We start from the raw sequence: 17,187 nt of genomic DNA, 5'->3' as shown, positions 1-17,187 counted from the left end.
TATCCCGGGATTCCCAACGGGAATCCCGGGAACACGACCGCTACCAGTCCCCGTCGTGGTAGACCGCGTTGTAGGCGGCCTTCACCGGAGCCCAGCCGTTCGTCGTGTCGTGCGACTCGCCTTCGCTCGCGTGCCAGTACCGCAGGTTGTAGGTTCCGCTGCCGAGTTCGCGGATACCCGAGTGCGTGACCGTGTTCTTGCTGCCGGGCAGATACCGGAACTTGTGGTCGGCGTAGTGGCCCTTGTCCATGGCGGAGGTTCCGCTCACCGTGGCGTCCTCGTCGGAGGAGACCAGGGTCCAGTCCGTTCCCGCCGCCCACTGTTCACCGAGCTGGTTCTCGGGAAGGTGTAGCACTCGCATGAACTCCGAGTCGGGGTCCATGGAAAGCCACTGCGTGGTGTTGGGGCAGTTGTCCTCGCCGTCGCCCTGGTCGTCCTCGCAGATGACGCCCTGGTGCGGGGTGCCGAGTGTGGCGACGTCGCCGACCTTGAGCGGCCCCTGCGGGAAGCCGTCCCAGCCCTTGGCCGAACCGAGTAGCGCGACCCTCGTCACCAGCCCTCCCATGGAGTGGGCGACGATGTCGATGGACTCGCCCTTGCTGGTGTGCTCGTCGTAGATGTAGTTCGCGAAGTCCGCCGCGATGTCCTTGATGCGGGTTTGGTTGGTCCCTTCACTGACCGAGACGTCGCAGTTGGTGTCGGCCTTGTAGTACCCGACCGTCTTGAGTGAATCGCCAGGCCAGCCGCGTTTGGCGAAGTAGCTCAGCGCGCGGTCCCAGGTCTGCCCGCAGTCCTTCTTGCTGTCGCCGTCGTAGCCGTGCACGAAGTACACCCTGTTGTTCGTGCTCGCCGCGCCCGCCGCGTTCAACGACTCCATCTTCGCGGCGGGCTCAGCGTTGTTTCCTGCTTCCGCCTGGGCGGTTGTCTGCTCGGCTCCTCCGGTTTGGCTTGCGATCACGGCTGTTCCGCCCACCGCGACCACTGCCGCCGCCGCGACAATGGCCACGATGCGCCCTTTTTTGCTGAACGGCACGGAAAAACCTCCCCCGTTGGTTGTGTGTGCGGTCCGGCTCGATCGGGCCGGCAAGCCAGGGACCTTACCCGACGTGCCTCAAGATCGTGGTCAGTTCGTTATGTCGATCGCCAATCCGACGGTGCGCTGCGGCCCGCCCCTGAGCTTGCTGAAGAACATGGTCACCCTGCCGACGATCCCGTACTTGCGGGCGATGGCCTCGCGGGTGGCCGCCGTGCCCTCGTCGTCGAGAATCCGCGCCTTACCTCGCACCGTCTGGCCGTGGGTCTGTTTGCCGCGCAGATCGCAGGCGACCAGTTCGACCTGGCTGCCGGCCCTGATGCGCTTGACCTTTCCGGCCGCGCGCTCACTCCAGACGACGAGTTCGTCGCCGAGCCGCGCCGCCCACACCGGGGTGGGCACCGCGTCGCCGCTTTTGCGGAAGGTCGTCAACAGCACGTACTTCTCGGTGGCGAGTCGCTCCAATTCCGTTCCCATGTGATCACGGTAGGCCGATCTCGCTGAGAACGCGCTCACTGCCGTCCACAGCGGACTCACCGGGAAGGACGCGCGTGCTCAGCCGTCTCCGACGACCGTCTGCCCCGGCCGCAACGTGTCACCACAGGCCCTGCGCGGCCACGCGCCCTCGCCCCGTTCGACCTCAAGCGCCGTCGAGGCCGCGTACGCGCGGAGTTCGGCCAGCTTTTCCTGACTGGGTATGGCGTCCTTGCGGACCCAGTCGCCGTTCGGCGCGCCCTGGAACGGGTCGAAGTGCACGGGGTAGTAGTCGCGGTCGAGCCTCGGGTCGAAGCCGAGTCCGTTGCCGCTGCTCCACGGCTGCCGTGAATGAATGAACGTCGGCTTGACCGTCTCGAAGACGTAGTTGCCCTGGCCGACCTTGTCGTGGTCGCCGACGAGGTCGGCGAACCGGTGATTGGTCAGTCCCGCCATGTCGACGAGATGCAGCCTGCTGGTCAGTGACGAGCCGCCGAGGTCGGGGATGAGCAGTGAGCCTTCGCGAAGGCCGAGCACGTCGGCGTAGCCGTTGAACACCCTGCCGAACCGGTCGGCGACGTAGCAGGCCGAGATGTCAGGGACCTGCCGGAACTCGCTTGCCGCGTTCGCGAACGACGCGGTCGTGGGCAGCATCGCGGCCGTGAGCCCAATGGTGAGCCAGACCCTGCCCCGGAAGCGGGCGTTGCGGAACGCGGCGCCCGCCGCGAGCACCGAGGTCAGCGCCCCGAGTACCCAGATCGGCGTCGCGAAGCGGAACTGGGCCATCCAGTCGGGTTCGAGTACGGCGTAGGCGATGACGGCGAGCCCGAGCGGCACCAGCAACGTCAGGAGGCCCCTCCGTAGCGGGGAAGGGCGGGCGACGGCCATGCCGATGAAGACGACGGCAAGCAGCGCGGCGGGCGCGCCGGCATAGGCGATCAGCTCCCCGGGCCTCGTGAGGTCTTCCAGCGCGGGAATGCCCTGCCGCTTCGCGATCGAGGGGCTGGAGAGCCACCTGCCGAATTCGGCGTGCCGCCACAGGAAGTAGGCGCCGACCGGGACACCGAACGCCGCCGTCGACACCAGTACGTGCTTGATGCTGCTGCCGAGAATCTGCTTGTTGAGGCGGCCGAGTACCACGAGCGGATACACACCCGCGTAGATGAGCCCTTCGGGCCGGGTCAGCGCGGCAAGCGCGGCGAGTCCTCCCACGGCGAGCGCGAGCCTCATCGAGAGCAGGCGGTCGTCCAGTACCGCCCGGAAGAGCAGTACCGCCTGCCAGACGATGATGAGGGCGTAGAGCGGGTTCTCCAGTCCGGAGAAGATCCAGATGACGAACGACGGGGTCAGCGCGAGCACGGCGCCGACGCCGAGGGTGGCCAGCCACGGCCTCCGCATCACCTTGCTCGCCGCGAGGTGGCAGGCGGCGAGAATCCCCGCGCAGAGCAGCAGTGCGAGTGCCTTGGGGAAAAGGACGTAGTCGGGGATGCCGAAGATCGTGCCCCTGTCGAAGAGCCCCAGCCACTTGCCCAGTGTCAGCAACACTGTCCACGTTGGATTGGAGAAGCCCTCGACCGGTTCGGCCCCCGCCTGTACGACAGGGCCGAGACCGTCGGCGAAACTGCGTGCGTAGGCGAAGGTGATCGCGGCGTCGTCGATGATCCAGTGGCCGTAGAGCGCGCCGTGAGCGCCGATCGCCGCCGTTCCTGCCGCCACCGACGCGATGGGGAGTGCGAGGGCGCCCCTTCGGCGTTTCTCGCCGGAGGGCTCAGGGGCGGCCGACTCGTCAGCCGGGGCTTCCCCCATCGTCACCGTGCTCATGCGTGCACCCCAGAAAGTCTTCGTGCCGACTGGTTTTCCATTGCCTCAGAATGAACCGTTCCGGGTGAGGCCATCGCTGCCGTGAAATCCTTTCCCCGTCGTGGTGGGGATGATGTCGAATCGTCGGCGTGCCGTCCGCCTGATCGGCGGGACCGGCCGAATGGGGGCCGTTGTCCCCGGTTGTCACCGATCCGAGTGAGGCCGTGCTTTCCCGTGGAATCGGCGGCTCGCTCGCCGTCGTACCCCGCACGGACGGGATCGTGATCGCCTGTCCGCCGGTCGATGCCGAACGACGCCAGGCGAGAAACGGCGCCCTGCCGTCCGGATCGGCCCATAATCGCAGGATCATACGCACTGGCCCGGTTCTCGCCTCTCGGGGTGGCCCGGCCAGGGCATTCTGTAACGCGACGGCGCGATCGCGCGAAAGACTTTGTCACGCGTGAGAGTCGAGGGTGTTTCGATGTGAGAAAAAGGGGCTTCGGGGACGAATTCTCCCCGATTCCTTACGCGGTCTTCACCGAGCCGCGTACCTGCCGGGAAAGTGGTGGCGGCGGACCACATAGGCTGGGGGCATGTCCGTTGCCGTAAGGGTCATCCCATGTCTTGACGTCGACGCGGGCAGGGTGGTGAAGGGGGTCAACTTCGCCGACCTCCGCGACGCGGGGGACCCGGTCGAGCTCGCTCGCGCCTACGACGCCGAAGGCGCCGACGAGCTGACCTTCCTCGATGTCACCGCGTCGTCAGGCGAGCGGGAGACCACCTACGACGTCGTGCGGCGAACAGCCGAGCAGGTGTTCATCCCGCTGACCGTCGGCGGTGGAGTGCGTGCGCCGGAGGACATCGACAGGCTGCTGAGAGCCGGTGCCGACAAGGTCAGCATCAACACCGCCGCCATCGCCCGCCCGGAACTGCTGAGAGAGTCCTCGCGCCGGTTCGGCGCGCAGTGCGTCGTGCTGTCCGTCGACGCGCGCAGGGTGCCGGAAGGTGGGCGGCCCACCCCGTCCGGATTCGAGGTGACGACGCACGGCGGCAGGAAGGGCACCGGCATCGACGCCGTCGAGTGGGCGGCGAGAGGCGAGGAGCTCGGGGTCGGTGAGATCCTGCTCAACTCCATGGACGCCGACGGTACGAAGAGCGGTTTCGACATCGAGCTGATCCGCATGGCGCGGGCAGCCGTCAGCGTGCCGGTGATCGCCAGCGGGGGAGCGGGTGCCACGGAGCACTTCCTTCCCGCCGTCGAGGCTGGCGCCGACGCCGTTCTCGCCGCGAGTGTCTTCCACTTCGGCCAGCTCAAGATCGGTGACGTCAAGGAAGCGCTGCGCGCGGGAGGGGTCGAGGTCAGGTGAGCGAGCTCGATCCCGCGATCGCCGAGCGGATCACCTGGACGAAGGACGGCCTCGTGTGCGCCGTCGTCGTCGAACACGACACGTCGTCGGTGCTCATGGTGGCCTGGATGGACGAGACGGCGCTCGCGAGGACGCTCGGCACGCGCAAGGCGACCTATTACTCCCGCAGCAGGCGGCGACTGTGGGTCAAGGGTGAGACCTCTGGCCATACCCAGCACGTGCGCGAGGTCAGGTTCGACTGTGACGGGGACACGTTGCTGCTGCGGGTCGACCAGACAGGACCGGCCTGTCACACCGGAACCCACTCGTGTTTCGACACCGAGGAGCGCGTGCTGCTCGCCGACGATTCCTGAGTGGCTGCCCTCTTCAGCCGATGTCGCCGGTCAGGTAACGCTGGAGCGTCGGCGCGATCGCGGGCACGAGCGTTTCCACGTCGGCGGAGGCGACCGGCTCCAGTCCCGCGACGTAGCGGGCCATGCCGAGTCCGATGATCTGTGTCGCGCACAACGAGGCCCGCAGATTCGGCTGGTCACTTCCGGTCGCTTCGGCGACCGCGCCGAAGATGCGGTTGATGAGCACGCTCTTGAGCGTGTGCAGTGCCTCTGGGTGGGTGGTGACACTGCGGATCAGCGCGACGAAGAATTCGCCCCCAGCCCCGTCCCACCTGGTGACGAAGGTCCGGACGATGTTCTCGCCCATGTTGTGCGGGCCGTCCCGGGTCACCAGCTCGATGACCTCCATGATGTCGAAGGGCACGTTGAGTATCGCCTGCGCGAACAGCCCTTCCTTGCCGCCGAACCAGTGGTTCACCATCGCGGCGTCGACGCCTGCCTTCGCGGCGATGGCCCTGACGGTGGCACCGTCGTAACCGCTCTCGGCGAACACCGCTCTCGCCGCCGCGATGAGGGCGGTCCTGGTGTCCTCGCCCGCGGGCCTTCGACCTCTGCGGCGTGCGGGAGTAGCGTCGTTCGAGGTTGTCACCCCTCCATCATGAACGAGCGGGGCAAGTAATTCAACAGTCAATGAATTATCCCCGTGGCGAGCCGGTCGGAGGACGGCGGCACAATGACCACATGGTGACTGCCCAATCCCTCGACGCCGCTACCACCGGTCTCGGTGTCGTGAGTCCAGGCCGGGAGGAGTTCCGCGCGCTCGCGGAAGGCCGCAGGGTCATTCCCGTCGTCAGGCGCCTGCTCGCCGACGCCGACACCCCGGTCGCGCTCTATCGCAAGCTCGCGGGTGACCGTCCCGGCACCTTCCTGCTCGAATCAGCCGAGAACGGGCAGTCCTGGTCACGATGGTCCTTCATCGGTGTGCACAGCCCTTCGGCGCTCACCGTGCGCGACGGCAAGGCGGTGTGGACCGGCGCTCCGATCGCGAACCTCCCTTCCGAGGGTGACCCGCTGACCGTGCTCAGGGAGACGATCGCGGCGCTGCACACTGAGCCGCTGCCCGGAATGCCTCCGCTGACCGGGGGAATGGTCGGCTACATCGGCTACGACGCGGTGCGCTGGATCGAGAAACTGCCGGAACTGGCCGAGAAGGACATCGAGATCCCCGAGCTGACGATGTTGCTCGCGACGGATCTCGCCGCTTTCGATCACCACGAGGGCACGGTCACGCTCATCTCCAACGCGGTCAACTGGGACGACTCGCCAGAGCGGGTCGACGCCGCCTATTCCGACGCGGTGCGCAGGCTCGACGAGATGACGGCGCGCCTCGCCACGGCGGCGCCCGCGACGAACGCCGTATTCGATCGCCCCGCGCCCGAATTCACGCGCAGGAGGACGAAGGAGGACTTCCACGCGGCGATTCGCGCGGCGAGGGAAGCCATCCACGCGGGTGAGGCGTTCCAGATCGTTCCCTCGCAACGATTCGAAATGGAAACGGGAGCCGACGCGCTGGACGTGTACCGCGTGCTACGCACGTCCAACCCCAGTCCGTACATGTATCTGTTGCGGCTCGAAGGATTCGACATCGTCGGTTCCAGTCCCGAGTCGCTGGTGACCGTGCGCGACGGCAAGGCCACGACGCATCCGATCGCGGGAACCCGCTGGCGCGGTACCGATCCGGAAGAGGACGCGCAACTGGCCAAGGATCTGCTGAGCGACGAGAAGGAACGCGCCGAACACCTGATGCTGGTCGATCTCGGCCGCAACGATCTCGGCAAGGTGTGCAAGCCGGGAACGGTCCACGTCGTCGATTTCTTCGCGGTCGAGCGGTACAGCCACGTCATGCACATCGTCTCGACCGTCACCGGCCAGCTCGCCGACGGCAAAACGGCTTTCGACGCCGTCGCCGCGTGTTTTCCGGCGGGGACGCTGACCGGCGCCCCGAAGGTGCGGGCGATGGAGCTGATCGAGCAACTCGAACCGACGCGAAGGGGACTGTACGGAGGCGTCGTCGGTTATCTCGACTTCGCGGGCGACGCCGACACCGCCATCGCGATCCGCACCGCGCTCGTCAAGGACGGAGTCGCCCATGTTCAGGCGGGCGGCGGTGTCGTCGCCGATTCCGACGAGGCGTACGAGGACAACGAATCGCTGAACAAGGCCCGCACGGTGCTTTCCGCCGTCGCGGCGGCCAACACGCTGGCTCCCGCATCGACAACGGACGCCTCTGTTGGCTGAGCGAGCGGTGGCACCGGCCGAACGGGCAACCAAGCGTCCACTGTGGATAGTCGTGGTCGCGTTGCTGCTGAGCGCGATCGCGCTGTGGGTTTCCTCCCAGCTCGTCTGGATCGAGGTACCGGAAGGCCGCACCGTCGACGGCAGGGTCAGCGGCGACCTCACCGGATCCGACCTCGTCTCCTGGCAGGTGCCGATCGCGTTGTTCTCGCTTGCTGCGATCGGCGGGGTACTCGGTGCGCGTGGCTGGATCCGCAGGGTGCTCGGTGTCCTGCTGTTCGCCGTCGGCGCGTGGGCGCTGTACCTGGTCTTCGACGGTTCGGCCTACGACGTCGCGTGGTCGGGCTGGGCCCCTGGCTATCCGGAGCAAGGAGAACCGAGCCGGACATTGTGGGGCCCGGCCACCGCGGCCGCGGCCGGAGTGCTCGTCGTGCTCAGCGGTGCGATGCTCGTCGTGAGGGGGCACCGGATGCCGAGGCTCGGAGCGAAGTATTCCGCGCCGGGGGAGCAGAAGGCGGCGAAAGACCCCGATACGGAGCTGTGGGATGCCCTTTCGGAAGGAGAGGATCCGACCACGCGGAGTTAGTTTCACCGCTTTGTCACTGGTGGACAAGACAAATCCGACCCGAGGCCGAGCGTCGCAGTCTCGCGGGTTAGCATCATTTCGGCGGGAAGGGGAAGGTTTTTGTGAGCCACCTTGCGAGTGAACCTACGACCGGAACTCCTTGCGGAGCCATCCGGTGAGCGTTCTCGAAGACATCATCGTTGGCGTTCGGGCCGACCTCGCCGAACGCGAAGCCGCGTTGCCACTCGACGAACTGAAGCGCAAGGCCGCTCGGGCCGTCGCGCCTCGTGACGTCATGGCAGCCCTGCGTGAATCCGGTATCGGTGTGATCGCGGAAGTAAAGCGCCGCAGTCCGTCCAAGGGTGACCTCGCTTCGATCGCCGATCCAGCGGATCTGGCAAAGGACTACGAGGAAGCGGGCGCGAGGGTCATCAGCGTGCTCACCGAGCGGCATCGCTTCGGTGGCTCGCTCGCCGACCTCGACGCGGTCAGGGCAGCAGTGGACATTCCACTGCTGCGCAAGGACTTCATCGTCAGCCCCTATCAGGTCCACGAGGCGCGGTTGCATGGCGCGGACATGGTTCTGCTCATCGTCGCCGCGCTTGAGCAGAACGCGCTCGTGTCCCTGCTCGACAGGGTCGAGTCGCTCGGAATGACGGCGCTCGTCGAGGTGCACAACGCCGAGGAGGCCGACAGGGCGCTCGAAGCCGGTGCCACGGTGATCGGCATCAACGCGCGCAACCTGCACACTCTTGAGGTCGACAGGGACGTGTTCAGCAGGCTCGCGCCAGGGCTGCCCATGGAGACCTACAAGATCGCCGAGTCCGGTGTGCGCGGCCCTGGAGATCTGATGGCCTACGCGGGTCACGGCGCGGACGCCGTGCTGGTCGGCGAGGGTCTTGTCGCCACGGACGACCCCAAGGGCGCACTGGTTAAACTGGTGACGGCGGGATCGCATCCAGCGTGCCCGAGGCCGAGTCGCTGAGTTTCGCGGAGCCGGATCGCTCCCGCGCAGAAGGCGGCCCCCGCGACACCCGTGTGCGCGGTGCGGCCGGATGGGAAACGGACGTTACGTGAGTAAGAAGAGCCCCGAAGAGACCACCGTGCCCGCCGAGGCCGACGGCGAGAACGGGAGCCCGAACCACGATCCAGACGCTCGTGGCCACTTCGGGCCCTACGGAGGGCGGTACCTGCCGGAGGCGCTCATGGGCGCCCTCGACGAACTGTCGACCGCATACGACAAGGCGCGGCTCGACCCCGAGTACGTCGGTGAACTGAACCGGCTGCTTTCCGGTTACGCGGGAAGGCCGTCCCTGCTCACCGAGGCACCCCGGTTCGCGAAGCACGCGGGCGGCGCGCGGATCTTCCTCAAGCGGGAAGACCTCAATCACACCGGCTCCCACAAAATCAACAACGTGCTCGGCCAGGCGCTGCTCACCAAGCGCATGGGCAAGAAGCGCGTCATCGCCGAGACCGGAGCCGGTCAGCACGGTGTCGCGACGGCCACCGCGTGCGCGCTGCTCGACCTGGAATGCGTCGTCTACATGGGTGAGGTCGACACCGAGCGGCAGGCGCTGAACGTCGCCAGGATGCGCCTGCTCGGTGCGGAGGTCATCCCGGTGACAACCGGGTCGCGCACGCTCAAGGACGCCATCAACGAGGCGCTGCGGGACTGGGTGACCAATGTGGACACCACGCATTACCTGCTCGGAACGGCGGCGGGAGCACACCCGTTCCCGGTGATGGTGCGCAACTTCCACCGGGTCATCGGCGAGGAGGCACGGGAGCAGATCCTCGAACTGACCGGGAGGCTGCCCGACGCGGTCGCGGCGTGTGTCGGCGGCGGTTCCAACGCCATCGGCATCTTCCACGGCTTCATCGACGATCCCGGTGTCCGGCTGGTCGGCTTCGAGCCAGGCGGCAAGGGCATCGACAGCGGTGAGCACGGGGCGACCCTCGGCGAGGGCACTCCGGGGACGCTGCACGGCGCGCTGTCCTACCTGTTGCAGGACGAGGACGGCCAGACCGTCGAGGCGTACTCGATCTCTGCCGGACTCGACTATCCCGGTGTCGGCCCGGAGCACTCGTGGCTCAAGGACACCGAACGCGCTGAGTACCAGTCGGTCACCGACGCCGAGGCCATGGAGGCGTTCCAGCTCCTTTCCCGCACGGAGGGCATCATCCCCGCCATCGAGTCGGCGCACGCGCTGGCAGGCGCCATGCGGCTTGGCAAGGAACTCGGCGAGGAGGCCCACATTCTGGTCAGCCTCTCCGGTCGTGGTGACAAGGACGTCGACACCGCCGCGCGATACTTCGAGCTCGTGGAGGACCTGTGAGCAAGCTGGCCGGACTCTTCGAGGAGACGAGGGCGCAGCGGCGGGGCGCGCTGGTCGGCTACCTGCCCGCCGGATACCCCACCGTCGCGGATTCGAAGGAACTCATCGCGGCCACCATCGACGCGGGCGCGGACCTCATCGAGGTCGGCGTGCCGTACTCGGACCCGGTGATGGACGGTCCGACCATCCAGGCCGCCGCCGACACGGCACTGAGCAACGGCTTCCGGCTCCGGCAGCTCTTCGACGTCGTCGAGTCGGTGTCGGCGCGGGGCGGCAAGGCGGTCGTCATGACGTACTGGAATCCCGTTTTCCACTACGGTGTCGACGCGTTCGCCAGGGACCTCGCCTCGGCGGGCGGTCTCGGCATCATCACCCCCGACCTCACGCCCGACGAGGGTGGTGACTGGCTGGAGGCATCGGAGCGGCACGGGCTCGATCGGATCTTCCTCGTCGCGCCCTCCTCCTCCGAGGAGCGGATCGCGCTGACCGCCGAGGCGAGCAGCGGGTTCATCTACGCCACCGCCGTCATGGGGGTCACCGGGGCGAGGGAAACGGTCGGCGCCGCCGCCGAGGGACTTGTCGCCCGCACGCGGGCGCACACCGACCTGCCGATCGGCGTCGGGCTCGGGGTGCGTTCCGGTGAGCAGGCCGCCGAGGTAGCCGGGTTCGCCGACGCGGTCATCGTCGGTTCCGCGCTCGTGTCGAAGGCCGCGGAGGGCCCCTCTGCCCTCGCCGAACTCACCGGTGAGCTGGCCGAAGGGGTGCGCAAGCCGGTCACGACGGCCTGAGTGCGCCTCGGTACCCGTTCCGGTGCCCTCGACCGCTGATCCGTGGCGGCAACACGCTACGGTGACCCGGTGAACACCGCCTCGGCTGTCTTCCTCGCGAACATCCCGAGCCCCGATCGCGGGGTCTGGATGATCGGCTCCGTTCCGCTGCGGGCGTATGCGCTGTGCATCATCGCCGGCATCATCGTCGCCATCTGGTGGGGTGACCGGCGGTGGGTCCAGCGGGGTGGCAGCAAGGGCACGGTCGTCGACATCGCGGTGTGGGCGGTGCCGTTCGGGCTCATCGGCGGCAGGCTCTACCACGTCATCACCGACAACCAGTTGTACTTCGGTGAAGGCAAGGACCCGGTGCGTGCCCTGTACATCTGGGACGGCGGCCTCGGCATCTGGGGAGCGATCGCGCTCGGCGCGGTCGGCGCCTGGATCGCGTGCCGCCGCAGGGGAATCCCGCTGCCCGCCGTTGCCGACGCCATCGCGCCGGGCATCGTGGTCGCTCAGGCCATCGGGCGGCTCGGCAACTACTTCAACCAGGAGCTCTACGGCGGTCCGACGGATCTGCCGTGGGGACTTGAGATCTACCAGCGGGTCGATCCCGACAACCCGCTCATCAGGGACCCGCTCGACGGGGTCGCCCTCAGCGATGTCCCGCTTGAGGTCGTTCACCCGACGTTCCTCTACGAGCTGCTGTGGAATCTGGGCGTCGCGCTGCTCGTCGTGTGGCTCGATCGCAAGCTGCGCCTCGGCCACGGCCGCGCGTTCGCGCTCTACGTCGCCGGTTACACGGCGGGCAGATTCTGGATCGAGCTGATGCGCACCGACGAGGCCAACCACATCCTCGGGCTCAGGGTCAACGTGTGGACCTCGATGATCCTGTTCGCCGGCGCGGTCGCGTACTTCGTGTACGCCCGCAGGTTCGGGCCGAGGGAAGCGCCGGAAACGCTGCGCGGTCACGGCGATGACGACGACTATGACGGTTTCGGTGGCGCGGTGGGTGAGCCTGATGACGACGGTGACACCAGGGACACCAGAGGCGAAACGGGCAGGAGCGAAACTGACGAGGCGGGTCCCGACGAGAAGGACTCACCTGCCGAGGAGCCCCCTTCCGGTGACCAGCGGAAGGTCGAGCCCGGTCAGTAGGCCGGGCGAAGCCTCCACCACGGCGGGGACGGCGTTGACCAGCCGCATCGCGGTGGCTTTCAGTCCAGCCGTGTTGTGGTCGCCGTCGGAACCCATGAGCTGGAGATCCAGCGTGTAATTGGGTTCGCCGGTGAGCTGAACGCGGTAGCAGCCGTTTCCGGTCGGCTGCTGCCAGTCGGGACCGATGTCGGGGCGCAGCCGCGTGATGTGCTCAAGTACGCAGGCGGGTTTCCCTCCGCGCATACCGATGATCTCGAACCGCAGCGCCGCCGCCGTGCCTTTGTCGATGGTGCCCGCCGCGATGTCGAAGGTGTCCGGCGCGGGAAGCCGTTCGTAGTGTTCGGTCACCTCGTCCAGCTCGGTTCCGAGTCCCGCGGCGAGCTGGCGCACCACGCTGCCCCAGGCGAGCGTGAGGACGCCGGGTTGCAGCAGCAGCGGCAGATCGTCCATCGCGGAGCCGAACCCCATGATGTCGAAGAGGACCTTGCGGTTGTCGTAGGTCGAGTAGTCGAGGATTTCCAGGCAGCGCAGTTCGTCGACCCGTTCGGCGATGCTCGTGAGCGTCAACGGCAACCAGTCGTTGGCGAAGCCGGGGTCGATACCGTTGACCCACAACGAGACGCCGCCCTCCTTCGCGGCTTCGCGGACGGGATCGGACAGCTCCGGCGGGATGACCCCTTCGGGGAACTGGAGGAACACCGGGCTGCTCGACACCACGTTGCAGCCTGCCTTGAGGATGCGCCGCAAATCGGCAAGCGCCTCCATGATCCGGTCGTCGGCCATCGCCGTGTAGACGACACAGTCGGGCCGCGTCGCGAGTACCGCCTCCGCGTCGGTGGTCGCCGTGACCCCGAACCGGGTGTCGAGCCCGGCGAGTTCGCCCGCGTCCCTTCCCGCCTTCGCGGGATCCGAGACCCAGCAGCCGGTCAGTTCGAGGTCGGGCCGGGCCGCGATGCCCGCGAGCGCGTGCTTGCCGACGTTGCCCGTGCTCCACTGCGCGACGCGATAGGTCATGTCAGATCCGCCAAACCGAAGTCGAGATTGGGTGCTTCGAGGCCGCCGTCGACCTCGAAAACCTTGCCTGTCACATATCCGCCTGCCCGCGAGCAGAGGTAGATCACGGTCGCCGCGATGTCGTCGGGATCGCCGATGCGGCGCAGCGGGGTCGCCGATTCCATCCGCTCCCGCAGTTCCGGGTTGTTCACCACGACCTCCAGCGCCGACGTGGCGACCGATCCCACCGCGACCGCGTTGACCCTGATCTTGGGGGAGAGGTCGGTCGCGGCGAGCCGGGTGTAGTGGGCGAGCGCGGCTTTGGCCGTGCCGTAGGCGAGAAAGCCACGGCCGGTGACCCTGCCCATGATCGACGAGATGTTGACGATCGAGCCATCACCGGAGGCGAGCAGGTGCGGCACCGACGCGCTGGTGAGCGCGTGCGCGGTGGAGACGTTGAAGCGGAAGGCATCTTCGAGGAACTCGGTGCTGGTGTCCAGCAGCGGCCGGGGAAGGGTGCCGCCGACGTTGTTGACGACGATGTCGATTCGGCCGAACTGCTCGGCCGCGGTGTCCGCGAGGGCAGCCGCCGCGGCGGGATCGGACAGATCGGCCGGTACGACGTGTGCTCCGCGGCCGGTTCCGGCGATCTGGTCGGCGATCTTGTCGAGTTGTTCGGCGGTCCGGGCCGACAGCACGACATCGGCGCCCGCTTCGGCCAGCGCGAGCGCCGTCGCCGCGCCGATGCCCCTCCCGGCTCCCGTGACGACGGCGACCTTGTCGGTCAGCAGGAAACGATCGAGAATCACCCCGGAACTGTAACGCGTTCTAGTCCGTGGTCATAGGTCTCGGCGACCCGAATGCGCATCTCGATGTCCTGAACGCGGATCTCGCGTGCCTGAGTGCGGATCTCGGCGTCCTGGGTGGGGGACTCGCGGATCAGGCTTCCGGTGCCGCTCGCAGCGGCACCACGACGGGATGGCCGCCGCTGGTCAGCAGTACCTCGGTTTCGGCGGCGTAGTGCCTGCGCAGCCGCTCCGAGGTGAGGACGTCCTCCGGCCGCCCTTCCGCGGCGACCTCCCCGTTGTCGAGCAGCAGCAAGGTGTCCGCGTACTGCGCGGCGAAGGTGAGGTCGTGCAGCGTGGACACGACGGTCGTCCCGTCCTCGCGGCGCAGCCGGTCCAGTCGTTCGAGCAGCGTCTGGGCGTGCCCGACGTCGAGGCCCGTCGTCGGCTCGTCGAGCAACAGCAACCTGGTCTGCTGCGCCAGCACCCTCGCCAGCACGGCGCGCTGAGCCTCGCCGCCGGAAAGGGTGCCGAGCCTGCGGCCGGAGAGCGCGGCGAGGTCGAGCCTCGCGAGCGAGTCATCCACAGTGGACAGATCGGCGGCGCTTTCCCTCGCGAGTGGGCCGAGGTGCGGGGTCCGGCCGAGCAGCGTGTAATCGGTGACGGTCAGCCCTTCCGGCAGCGCCGGTTTCTGTGGCGCGTAGCCCACCTCCCGCGCCCGCTCCCTGCGGCTCAGCGAACGCGCAGCGCGGCCGTGCACCTCGATGGTCCCAGCGTGGGGAACGAGACCCGCGATGGCCTTGAGCAGGGTAGACTTTCCGGCCCCGTTCGGTCCCACGATCGCGAACCAGCCACCTTCGTCCACAGTGGTCGATACATTGTGGACTACCGGTTTCCCGCCGTATCCGGCGCTCACCTCGTGCAGCCGCAGTGCCTTCACAGTGATCGCCCCTTGCCTGTCCTGAGTACGAGCGCGAAGAAGGGTGCTCCGGCGAACGCGGTGACGACCCCGATGGGGAGTTCGCCCGGCAGTGCCGTTCTCGCGACGTAGTCGGCGAGGATCAGGAACGTCGCCCCTCCCACGAGTGACATCGGCACGATCACGCGGTAACTCGCACCGGCGAGCAGTCGTACGATGTGCGGTACGACGATGCCGACGAACCCGATCAGCCCGCTGACCGCCACCGCGGCCGCGGTGGCCAGTGACGCGGTGGCGAGGATGACGACCCTGACCTTGCCTGGCGAGATCCCGAGCGAGGCCGCCTCGGCGTCACCGAGTGAGAGCACGTCGAGCAACCGCGCGCAGGCACACAGCACGACCGCGGCGAGCACGACGTAGGGCAGCGCCACCCACACCTCACGCCAGCTCGTGACGTTGAGCCCGCCGAGGGTCCACGTGTAGACCTGCTTGATCGTGTCCGTGTTGAGCTGCTGCACGAAGGTCTGGATGGCGGTGAGGAAGGCGGTCACGGCGACACCGGCGAGCAGCAGGGTCGCGGTCCCCTTCCCTCCTGCCGACCTGCCGAGCAGGTAACTCAGGCCCACCCCGCCGAGCGCGCCGGCGAAGGCGGCGAGCGGGAGCGGTCCGATGAACCAGGTGGTCACCGCGGGAGTGAGCACGACGACGATGGTCGCTGCCATGCCCGCTCCGGCCGCCGCGCCCAGCAGGTAGGGATCGGCGAGCGGGTTGCGGAAGACGCCCTGGAACGCGGCGCCCGCTCCGGCGAGCGCCGCGCCGACGAGGCCCGCGAGTACAACCCTCGGAGCCCGCAGCTCCCATACGATCGCCGCTTCCCTTTCCGAAAGGGGTGACGTGCCGCCGGTGAGCTGTGCGCCGATCTCGGCGAGCACCCGCTGCCAGCCGAGTTCGCCCGTCCCCGCGACGAGCGCGAATCCGGCGGCGACGGTGAGGATGAGCAGCCCGATCAGCACCGTCCGGAACCGCAACCGGGTGGTGGCCGCGGCGGCCCTGCGCGGTTTGAGCACCGACTACCTGCCTGCCGCCGCGACGGCGTCCGACACAGTACGGACGAGGTCGACGATGCGGGGGCTCCAGCGCGAGGCGATGTCGTCGTCCATCGCGTGGACCCGGTTCTCTTTCACCGCGGTGATCGTGTCCCACCCCGGCCGAGCCGCCACCGTGTCGGCGTTCTGCCCGCAGCAGTTGGTGTCGGCGAGGAAGATCAGGTCCGGATTGGACTGCACGACGTGTGCGGCCGACAACTGCGGGTAGCCACCGAGGGCGTTGGGGTCGTCCTGGTCTGCGATGTTGGTCAGCCCGAAGAGGTCGTAGATCTGACCGATGAACGTCGCCGACGTGACGCTGTAGAAGGTGGGGTCGAGTTCGTGGTAGTAGGTCAGCGACCCGCTGGTCTCCGGTGCGTCGGCGGCCAGCTTGTCGATCTCCTCCTTGGTGCGCGTGGCGAGGTCGGCGCCTTCGTCGGCGTGACCGGTCGCCTTTCCGACGAGCCGGAATTGCTCGTACGCCTGCTCCAGCGTCGATGGCGCGCTGAGCACGAGAGTCTGCGTCCCCGTCTTCGCGAGGGCGTCGCCGAGTTTGTCGTCCAGATCGGACTCGACGATCACGAGGTCGGGATTGTGGGAGGCAATCGCTTGCGGGTCGGCGTTGATTCCGCTGAGTGACGTCGTCGGCGCGTCCTCGGGATAGTTCGAGAACGAGTCGACGGCGACCACCTGGTCACCGGCGCCCACCGCGAACAGTGTTTCCGTTGTGGACGGAGAAAGCGAAACGATCCGTTCGGGGCGCTGCTCGATGGTGACCGCCTTGCCGCCTTCGGGGTGCAGTTCGACGGGGAACTGGCCCTGTGCCGACGATGCGGTTTCTCCCTCCGGCTCCCTGTCCGCGCAACCGGTCAGTGCGAGTACCGCGAAAAGGGGGAGGAGCAGGAGTGGGATTCTCAGGCGTGACATGGGCCCTCGGTTGTGGTCGGTCGGCACTGGCCGCGCCCGACCGTTACCGGCCGAGGACGCCGCACCCCTGTGCCGGAGGCGGAATGGCGTCGGCGCGCGCGGCAGGCGACCTGGCTCAGCCGTTGGTGACGATCGGTAATCGCCTCGACACGGCCTCACAGTTGCGGCACAGCGCCGGATTCGCACCGGACTTCGCTACCGCGCACGTCGGGAAGGACGCTACCAGTGCAAAGCCGCCGTGCCCCTGTGAGCCTGGACCGCGAACCACGGCCGGCGCTCCGGACCTCGGGTAAGCTGGGCGATACAGCGTTACCGGTCGCCCGATCACGGGCGCACCCGTCAAGAACCCCA

Annotated in this window: 17 protein-coding genes and 1 riboswitch; of the genes, 8 read left to right on the top strand and 9 right to left on the bottom strand. The window is 67.8% G+C overall.

All coding sequences use genetic code 11. The annotated features are described in order from the left end of the window. Positions 1-40: 40 nt before the first annotated feature. The 3 genes from BAY61_RS24130 to BAY61_RS24120 form a co-directional block, all read right to left on the bottom strand. Positions 41-1,033, bottom strand: a complete 993-nt coding sequence (locus BAY61_RS24130) for an esterase/lipase family protein (protein WP_091807327.1) — start codon at positions 1,031-1,033, stop codon at positions 41-43. 90 nt (positions 1,034-1,123) lie between these two features. Then, positions 1,124-1,510: a PPOX class F420-dependent oxidoreductase gene (locus BAY61_RS24125; protein WP_091807328.1), complete on the bottom strand. Its 387-nt coding sequence runs from the start codon at positions 1,508-1,510 to the stop codon at positions 1,124-1,126. A 78-nt stretch (positions 1,511-1,588) separates the two neighbouring features. Beyond that, positions 1,589-3,328, bottom strand: a complete 1,740-nt coding sequence (locus BAY61_RS24120) for a hypothetical protein (protein ID WP_091807330.1) — start codon at positions 3,326-3,328, stop codon at positions 1,589-1,591. A gap of 572 nt (positions 3,329-3,900) precedes the next feature. Between BAY61_RS24120 and hisF the strand changes: the two genes are divergently transcribed. Beyond that, positions 3,901-4,674 (top strand): imidazole glycerol phosphate synthase subunit HisF, encoded by a 774-nt coding sequence (gene hisF / locus BAY61_RS24115; RefSeq protein WP_091807331.1) that lies wholly within the window; start codon positions 3,901-3,903, stop codon positions 4,672-4,674. After that, positions 4,671-5,027 (top strand): phosphoribosyl-AMP cyclohydrolase, encoded by a 357-nt coding sequence (gene hisI / locus BAY61_RS24110; protein ID WP_091807333.1) that lies wholly within the window; start codon positions 4,671-4,673, stop codon positions 5,025-5,027. Before hisF ends, hisI begins: the two co-directional genes overlap by 4 nt. Positions 5,028-5,040: 13 nt before the next feature. Here hisI and BAY61_RS24105 read toward each other — a convergent pair whose 3' ends face one another. Beyond that, positions 5,041-5,655 carry a TetR/AcrR family transcriptional regulator gene (locus tag BAY61_RS24105; protein ID WP_091807335.1) on the bottom strand — a complete coding sequence of 205 codons (615 nt, stop codon included), beginning with the start codon at positions 5,653-5,655 and terminating at the stop codon, positions 5,041-5,043. A gap of 92 nt (positions 5,656-5,747) precedes the next feature. On the opposite strand from BAY61_RS24105, the gene BAY61_RS24100 reads away from it, so the two are divergent. The 6 genes from BAY61_RS24100 (at position 5,748) to lgt (ending at position 12,127) form a co-directional block, all read left to right on the top strand. Then, on the top strand, positions 5,748-7,304 hold the full coding sequence (locus BAY61_RS24100) for an anthranilate synthase component I (protein WP_091807337.1): 1,557 nt from the start codon (positions 5,748-5,750) through the stop codon (positions 7,302-7,304). Continuing rightward, complete coding sequence (locus BAY61_RS24095; protein WP_245865383.1) at positions 7,297-7,887, top strand: Trp biosynthesis-associated membrane protein; 591 nt, start codon at positions 7,297-7,299, stop codon at positions 7,885-7,887. The genes BAY61_RS24100 and BAY61_RS24095 overlap by 8 nt, the downstream gene beginning before the upstream one ends. A 154-nt stretch (positions 7,888-8,041) precedes the next feature. After that, the gene (gene trpC, locus BAY61_RS24090) at positions 8,042-8,851 is read left to right on the top strand and encodes an indole-3-glycerol phosphate synthase TrpC (protein WP_091807341.1); all 810 of its coding nucleotides are present in this window, start codon (positions 8,042-8,044) and stop codon (positions 8,849-8,851) included. A gap of 118 nt (positions 8,852-8,969) precedes the next feature. Next, the gene (trpB, locus tag BAY61_RS24085; protein ID WP_091807522.1) at positions 8,970-10,202 is read left to right on the top strand and encodes a tryptophan synthase subunit beta; all 1,233 of its coding nucleotides are present in this window, start codon (positions 8,970-8,972) and stop codon (positions 10,200-10,202) included. Then, complete coding sequence (gene trpA, locus BAY61_RS24080; protein ID WP_091807343.1) at positions 10,199-10,990, top strand: tryptophan synthase subunit alpha; 792 nt, start codon at positions 10,199-10,201, stop codon at positions 10,988-10,990. The genes trpB and trpA overlap by 4 nt, the downstream gene beginning before the upstream one ends. A gap of 69 nt (positions 10,991-11,059) precedes the next feature. Continuing rightward, on the top strand, positions 11,060-12,127 hold the full coding sequence (lgt, locus tag BAY61_RS24075; RefSeq protein ID WP_091807344.1) for a prolipoprotein diacylglyceryl transferase: 1,068 nt from the start codon (positions 11,060-11,062) through the stop codon (positions 12,125-12,127). Here the strand turns inward: lgt and BAY61_RS24070 are convergent. The 5 genes from BAY61_RS24070 to BAY61_RS24050 form a co-directional block, all read right to left on the bottom strand. Further along, a complete protein-coding gene (locus BAY61_RS24070) occupies positions 12,071-13,141 on the bottom strand; it encodes an NAD(P)H-dependent amine dehydrogenase family protein (RefSeq protein WP_091807346.1) in 1,071 nt (356 codons plus the stop codon). The genes lgt and BAY61_RS24070 overlap by 57 nt on opposite strands. Then, a complete protein-coding gene (locus BAY61_RS24065) occupies positions 13,138-13,929 on the bottom strand; it encodes an SDR family oxidoreductase (RefSeq protein ID WP_091807348.1) in 792 nt (263 codons plus the stop codon). Before BAY61_RS24065 ends, BAY61_RS24070 begins: the two co-directional genes overlap by 4 nt. A gap of 130 nt (positions 13,930-14,059) precedes the next feature. Next, positions 14,060-14,845: an ABC transporter ATP-binding protein gene (locus BAY61_RS24060; protein WP_091807350.1), complete on the bottom strand. Its 786-nt coding sequence runs from the start codon at positions 14,843-14,845 to the stop codon at positions 14,060-14,062. Continuing rightward, positions 14,842-15,891 carry a FecCD family ABC transporter permease gene (locus tag BAY61_RS24055; protein WP_091807352.1) on the bottom strand — a complete coding sequence of 350 codons (1,050 nt, stop codon included), beginning with the start codon at positions 15,889-15,891 and terminating at the stop codon, positions 14,842-14,844. Before BAY61_RS24055 ends, BAY61_RS24060 begins: the two co-directional genes overlap by 4 nt. Before the next feature lie 3 nt (positions 15,892-15,894). Then, complete coding sequence (locus tag BAY61_RS24050; RefSeq protein ID WP_091807354.1) at positions 15,895-16,836, bottom strand: ABC transporter substrate-binding protein; 942 nt, start codon at positions 16,834-16,836, stop codon at positions 15,895-15,897. An 83-nt stretch (positions 16,837-16,919) separates the two neighbouring features. Further along, a riboswitch (cobalamin riboswitch) is annotated at positions 16,920-17,054 on the bottom strand. Positions 17,055-17,187: the final 133 nt, after the last annotated feature.

It is taken from the genome of Prauserella marina (assembly GCF_002240355.1).
GTDB classification, from domain to species: domain Bacteria; phylum Actinomycetota; class Actinomycetes; order Mycobacteriales; family Pseudonocardiaceae; genus Prauserella_A; species Prauserella_A marina.
The sequence above is the reverse complement of the archived record's forward strand: the minus strand, read 5'-3'. Positions and strand labels throughout refer to the sequence as shown.